Below are 6180 nucleotides of genomic sequence, written 5' to 3'. Positions count from 1 at the left end.
GGCACGGGGGCAGATCCGCCGACTCGGCAGGCCCTCAGAGCAGCGGTCGCAGCGGAGTGAGGACGAGCTCGGTGAACTTGCGATGGATGTCGCGGGCGGCCCACTCGTCGGCAGTCAGCTCGAGCGCGTTGGACTCGTCGCGGGAGAAGATCTCCTCCATCTGCTTGGCGACGTCGCGATCGAAGATCTCCAGGTTGATCTCGTAGTTGCCGGTGAGCGAGAGCCGGTCGATGTTGGCGGTGCCGACGGTCGACCAGAAGCCGTCGACGGTGGCCGTCTTGGCGTGGATCATCGCGTCCTTGAACCGCAGGATGCGCACGCCCGCGTCGAGCAGCTGGGAGAAGTAGCCGCGCGAGATCCAGTCGACGACGACGTGGTTGGACTTCAACGGCAGCAGGATGCGTACGTCGACGCCGCGCTGCGCCGCGGCCTTGAGTGCGTTCACGAAGTCCTCGTCGGGGACGAAGTAGGCGGTGGTCAGGTAGATGTTGCGGGAGGCCCGGTTGATGGCCTCGAGGTACATCGAGCGGATCGGGAACATCCACAGCCGAGGCACGTTGCGGTGGAACCGCAGATCGGGGTCCCACGAGGGCGCGGTCTCGATGAGCAGCGGGCCCTCGGCGCCGGTCCGGTGGGTCAGCGGGTGCGGCCGCCGACGGTTGAGGTTCCAGAAGTCCGCGAACGCGCGACGCAGGTCCCACACGCCGGGCCCGGTGATCCGCACGTGCGTGTCGCGCCACTCGGTGGCGTACGCCGTCCCGATGTTGTAGCCGCCGACGAACCCGACGGTGTCGTCGACGACCAGGATCTTGCGGTGGTCGCGGCCGTAGCGGGAGAGGTCGAAGAAGCGCCAGCCGGCCGCGTAGGTGGGGTAGCGCAGCACGTGCATGCCCGCCGGGAAGCGCTTGAAGCGGGACGGCACGACGAGATTGGCGAGCTCGTCGAAGATGCAGTAGACCTCGACGCCTCGCTCGGTCGCGGCGGCGAGCGCCTGCTTGAAGCGCTGGCCGACCTCGTCGCCCTTCCAGATGTACGTCTCGAGGAAGATCTGCTTCTTGGCACCCTCGATCGCCGCGATCATGTCCTCGTAGAGGTCGTTGCCGAAGGTGTAGGTGGTCACGGTCCCGTCGCCGACGCTGTTGGTCCGCGGTGGCGTCACCGGGAACGGCTTGGCCCGCCTGCCGCCGTTCCTGCGGCTGCGGTAGCCGTCGACGAGGCTCATCACGATGGCAAGCGCGACCGGCACACCGAAGACGGCGAGGAGCAGGCGGCGTAGGAACCTCATGACGCCCCCCGGCGACAGTCTCATCACGGTTCCCAATCTAACCGGCCGGTCGCGGCTAGACACACCGGTGCGTATATCTACGCCATCTCGATGGTTCCAGCGGTCCCCCGGCACGTTTCCGACCAGCATGCGAGAACGACCTTCACGGGCGCTCGCGCCGGGGTGGAGGATCTGTGACCCGCGTCACCTACTGACTGGTAAGTCGTTGGACCGAAATACCTCCCACCCTGTTCGGTGACATGTCGGGGCCGGGTCGTTGCCCTCAGAACTGAAACGTGTTCTACTACAGGTGCTTGAAACGTGAGCCCAGTCACAAGACCTCGCGGAAGGTGAAGGATGGCAGTGCAGTTCGCCTCGCTGGTCCGAGGCGTCGGCGGGATGGGCTTGATGACTGGAGAGGTCGTCAAGGGGACGTTCACGACCAAGTTCCAGCTCCGCGAGTTCCTCGAGCAGGCCTGGTTCATCACCAGCGTGACGATGATGCCCGCGGTGCTGGTCTCGATCCCGTTCGGAGCCGTCATCTCCCTCCAGGTCGGCAACCTGGCCGGCCAGCTCGGGGCGCAGTCGTTCGCGGGGGCGACGGCGGTGCTCGCGGTGGTCCGGGAGGCGGCGCCGATGGCGGCCGCGCTGATCATCGCCGGGGCCGCCGGGTCGGCGATCTGCTCCGACATGGGGTCGCGCAAGATCCGCGAGGAGATCGACGCGATGGAGGTCCTGGGCATCGACCCGGTCGTCCGCCTGGTGATCCCACGGGTCCTCGCCTGCCTGTTCGTCTCGGTGATGATCAACGGGATCGTCATCGCGACCGGGATCGGCGGCGGCTACTTCTTCACGGTGATCGTCCAGGGCGGCTCGGCCGGTGCGTTCCTGTCGAGCTTCACCGCGCTGGCCAGCCTGCCCGACCTCTACATCTCGATGGTCAAGTCGGCCCTGTTCGGGTTCCTGGCCGCGATCATCGGTGCCTACAACGGCCTCAACGCCCAGGGCGGTCCCAGCGGCGTCGGCCGAGCGGTCAACGAGGCCGTGATCATCGCGTTCATGATGCTGTTCGTCCTCAACTCCATCATGACCGCGGTCTACTTCCAGATCGTTCCTCAGGACGGGTTGTGATCCCCCGGTGTCCAGCACGCTCGCCCAGGTGGGCAACCAGATCGTCAAGGAGCAGCGCCAGGCCGTCGAGGGCTATGGCGACCAGCTGATCTTCTACGCCAAGGCGCTGGCCTGGGCGCCGCGCGCCATCCGCCGCTACAAGCGGGAGGTGCTCAACATCCTGGCCGAGGTCGCCTTCGGGGCAGGCGGTCTGACCATGATCGCCGGCACCGTCGGCGTGATCGCGTTCATGGCGTTCTTCGCCGGCTCCGAGGTCGGCATCCAGGGCTACGCGAGCCTGAGCCAGATCGGTGTCGCGAAGTTCTCCGCGTTCATCTCGGCCTTCTTCAACACCCGCGAGGTCGCCCCGCTGATCTCCTCGATCGCGCTCGCCGCGACCGTCGGCTGCGGTTACACCGCACGCCTCGGCGCGATGCGCATCAGCGAGGAGATCGACGCGCTCGAGGCGATGGGCGTGCCGAGCCTTCCCTACCTGGTCACCACCAGGATGATCGCCGGGTTCCTGGCCGTCATCCCGCTCTACATCGTCGCGCTGTGCGCCTCCTACCTCAGCCCGCGGCTGATCACGACGCTGATGTACGGGCAGTCGGGTGGGACGTACGACCACTACTTCCTGGCGTTCCTGCCGCCGATCGACATCCTCTACAGCTTCCTCAAGCTGATCATCCTGGCGGTCGCGATCATCCTGATCCACTGCTACTACGGCTACACCGCCTCCGGCGGCCCGGCCGGGGTCGGCATCGCGGTCGGCAAGGCGATCCGGACGTCGATCGTGACCGTGGTCGTCGCCGACTTCTTCCTGAGCTTCGCGATCTGGGGCTCGACGACCACCGTCCGGATCACGGGTTGAGGGTGGTGCGGACGACATGTTGATGGGAATCCAGCGCGACACCCGCGCCGAGCACACCAAGCTCTTCGTCTCCGGGATCGCCTTCACGGTGACCCTCGCCCTGCTCATCACGCTGTGCGTGGCGATCTACCAGAAGGCGTTCGTCCAGTTCACGACTGTCAGCGTCGAGGCCGACCGGGCAGGCCTGCAGCTGCCGCGCTACGGCGACGTGCGTATGCACGGCGTCATCGTCGGCCAGGTCCGCGAGATCCGCCAGGACGGCAAGAAGGCCGTCATCGAGCTCGGCCTCGAGCCGGAGCAGGCCGAGCAGATCCCCGCCAACGTCAGCGTCGCCATCAAGCCGACGACGCTGTTCGGGCAGAAGTACGTCGAGTTCATCGACCCCGAGGGAGAGCGCACCGGCGCGCTGAGCGACGGCACGGTGATCCCCGCCGACCGCGTGCGCACCAGTGTCGAGCTGGACGTGATCCTGGCCCGGCTCTTCCCGTTGCTGAAGTCCATCCGCCCCCAGGACCTCAACAGCACCCTGCACGCCCTCGCCACCGCGCTCTCCGGCAACGGGGAGAAGCTCGGCGAGACCCTGGTCCAGCTCAACGACTACCTCGAAGAGATGAACGTCCACCTCCCCACTCTCGAACGCGATCTCGAGGACATGGCCGACGTCGCCGAGACCTACTCCATGGCCGCCCCCGATCTGGTCAAGGTACTCGAGAACACCACGACCACCGCCAAGACCGTCTCGGAGCAGCGGCGACGCCTCGGCGGCCTGCTCACCTCCGTCACCGGCGTCGCCGACACCTCCAAGAACCTGCTCGCCGAGAACGAGAAGGCGATCAGGTACGAGACCGAGCTGGCCGTGCCGCTGCTCAAGCTGCTCTCCGACTACTCCCCGGAGTACACCTGCCTGCTCCGGGGCCTCGACGACTACACCGAGCTGCTGGCGACCGTCTTCCAGCAGAACCGCGTGCGCCAGACGATGGTCCTCGACGGCACCCAGAAGCCGGCGTACGGCCGTGAGGACCGCCCCGAGTGGGGCGAGGTCGGTCACGGGCCGTGGTGCGACGGCCTGCCGACCCCGAAGGTGCCGGCCGGGCCGATGGAGCTGGAGAACGGCACCGAGGACGTCCCGTGGGCACCCGGGAACGGGGGTCTGCAGTGAACAAACGCGACCTGAAGACCGCGGTGGCCGGCACCAAGCTGGCCATCTTCACCGTCATCTCGGTCCTCGTGACCGGCACCCTCGCCTCGATCATGGGCAACGTCGGGTTCGGCGACCGGGTGCCCTACCGCGCCGAGTTCACCACCGCCTCCGGTCTGAGCGAAGGAGATGACGTACGCGTCGCCGGCATCACCGTGGGTGAGGTGCTCTCCGTCGAGATCGAGGGCGGTGACCACGCGATGGTCACCTTCCGGGTCGACAAGACGGTGCCGCTCACGACCGCCAGCGGTGCCCAGGTGCGCTACCTGAACCTGGTCGGCGACCGCTACCTCGCCCTGACCCAGGATGCCGGGCAGCAGCCGGAGGCCGAGGCGACACCGCTGCGCGAGGGGCAGACGATCGCGATGGCCAACACCACGCCCGCGCTCGACCTGACCGAGCTCTTCAACGGCTTCCAGCCGCTCTTCCAGGCGCTGCAGCCCAAGGACGTCAACAAGCTCTCGCTCAACCTGATCCGGGTCCTGCAGGGGGAGGGCGGCACGGTCGCGAGCCTGCTCTCGGAGACGGCCGAGCTGACCAGCGCCCTGGCCGAGCGTGACCAGCTCATCGGCGATGTGATCACCAACCTGTCCAAGACGCTCAACACCGTCAACGAGCATCACACCGAGCTGGCCGAGCTCATCCAGCAGCTCAGCGGGTGGATGAAGGACCTGGCGCGTGACAAGGAGGCGATCGGTGACTCGATCTCCTCGATCGGCGACCTCACCGACGAGCTGGCCGGGCTGCTCACCGACGTACGCCCGTTCCTGAAGGAGGACATCAAGCAGCTCAAGCGCGTGGTGGACATCCTCAACAAGCCGGGCAACCAGAAGCTGCTCGACCGGACCCTCGAGCGGCTCCCCGAGACCCTGGAGTCGCAGGCGCGGATCGGCAGCTATGGCTCCTGGTACAACTACTACCTCTGCGATCTCGACTTCTCGATCAAGCTGCCCTCTCTCGGTGAGCTGCTCGACAACTCGCCCGCCGTCAAGGCGATCCAGAAGCAGCTCGACGACGTCGCGTTCTACAGCCGGGCGGAGAGGTGCAAGCTATGAGTGAGCGCCAGCGAACGACCATCGATCTCAGATCGGCGCGTCCGTATCCTTGCTCCTCCTCGACGGAGGTGCCGGTCTGATGGCTCATCACAGCGACACCCAGCTCAAGCGCACCGGTGTGATCACGATCGTGGCGATCGCGCTGGCGCTCACCGCGGCGTTCAACCTGCGCAAGCTGCCGTGGTTCGCCGGCACGACCTACCAGGCGGAGTTCTCCGACACCAGCGGCCTGCACGTGGGCAACCGGGTGGAGATCGCCGGCATCCGGGTCGGCCGGGTCAGCGACATCGAGATCCAGGGCGCCAAGGTGGTCGTCTCCTTCTCCGTCGAGGGCACCGAGATCGGCCATCGCAGCGAGGCGAAGATCGGGGTGCTCAACCTGCTGGGGGAGAAGTACCTCGACATCACCCCGCAGGGCGGCTCGAAGCTCGAGGCCGGCTCGAGGATCCCGCTGGCCCGCACCAGCGCCGGCAGTGACATCGTCGGCACCTTCGGCGACCTGGCCGAGACCACCGAGGCGATCGACACCCAGCAGCTCGCCAAGGCGCTGGTCTCGCCGCGCAGGTCCATCTGGACGCCGTCGATCAGTTCGTCGAGGCCGCCGAGCGGGATCGGGAACTGCCGGGCGGCGTGCGCGAGGGCGACGGCGACGGGGTCGGTGTCGTCCTCCTCGACCTTGCCC

6 protein-coding genes are annotated in these 6180 nt (G+C 67.1%); 5 read left to right on the top strand and 1 reads right to left on the bottom strand.

Annotated features, from left to right (window positions below; all coding sequences use genetic code 11):
* Positions 1-34 precede the first annotated feature (34 nt).
* The gene (locus tag ACFVJS_RS25620; protein WP_378886276.1) at positions 35-1285 is read right to left on the bottom strand and encodes a phosphatidylserine/phosphatidylglycerophosphate/cardiolipin synthase family protein; all 1251 of its coding nucleotides are present in this window, start codon (positions 1283-1285) and stop codon (positions 35-37) included.
* 378 nt (positions 1286-1663) lie between these two features.
* Here ACFVJS_RS25620 and ACFVJS_RS25615 point away from each other — a divergent pair, with 378 nt between their 5' ends.
* From ACFVJS_RS25615 to ACFVJS_RS25595, 5 genes are all read left to right on the top strand, one after another.
* Positions 1664-2395 (top strand): ABC transporter permease, encoded by a 732-nt coding sequence (locus ACFVJS_RS25615; protein WP_231381110.1) that lies wholly within the window; start codon positions 1664-1666, stop codon positions 2393-2395.
* Positions 2396-2402: 7 nt separating this feature from the next.
* A complete protein-coding gene (locus ACFVJS_RS25610) occupies positions 2403-3245 on the top strand; it encodes an MlaE family ABC transporter permease (protein ID WP_378886274.1) in 843 nt (280 codons plus the stop codon).
* A 16-nt stretch (positions 3246-3261) separates the two neighbouring features.
* Entirely contained in the window at positions 3262-4404 is a 1143-nt protein-coding gene (locus ACFVJS_RS25605) for an MCE family protein (RefSeq protein ID WP_378886272.1), read from the top strand.
* A complete protein-coding gene (locus ACFVJS_RS25600) occupies positions 4401-5498 on the top strand; it encodes an MCE family protein (protein ID WP_378886270.1) in 1098 nt (365 codons plus the stop codon). The genes ACFVJS_RS25605 and ACFVJS_RS25600 overlap by 4 nt, the downstream gene beginning before the upstream one ends.
* Positions 5499-5577: 79 nt before the next feature.
* A partial coding sequence (locus tag ACFVJS_RS25595; protein WP_378886268.1) for an MlaD family protein occupies positions 5578-6180 on the top strand: 603 nt, incomplete at its 3' end.

The organism is Nocardioides sp. NPDC057772 (assembly GCF_042798075.1).
GTDB lineage: Bacteria > Actinomycetota > Actinomycetes > Propionibacteriales > Nocardioidaceae > Nocardioides.
The sequence above is the reverse complement of the archived record's forward strand: the minus strand, read 5'-3'. Positions and strand labels throughout refer to the sequence as shown.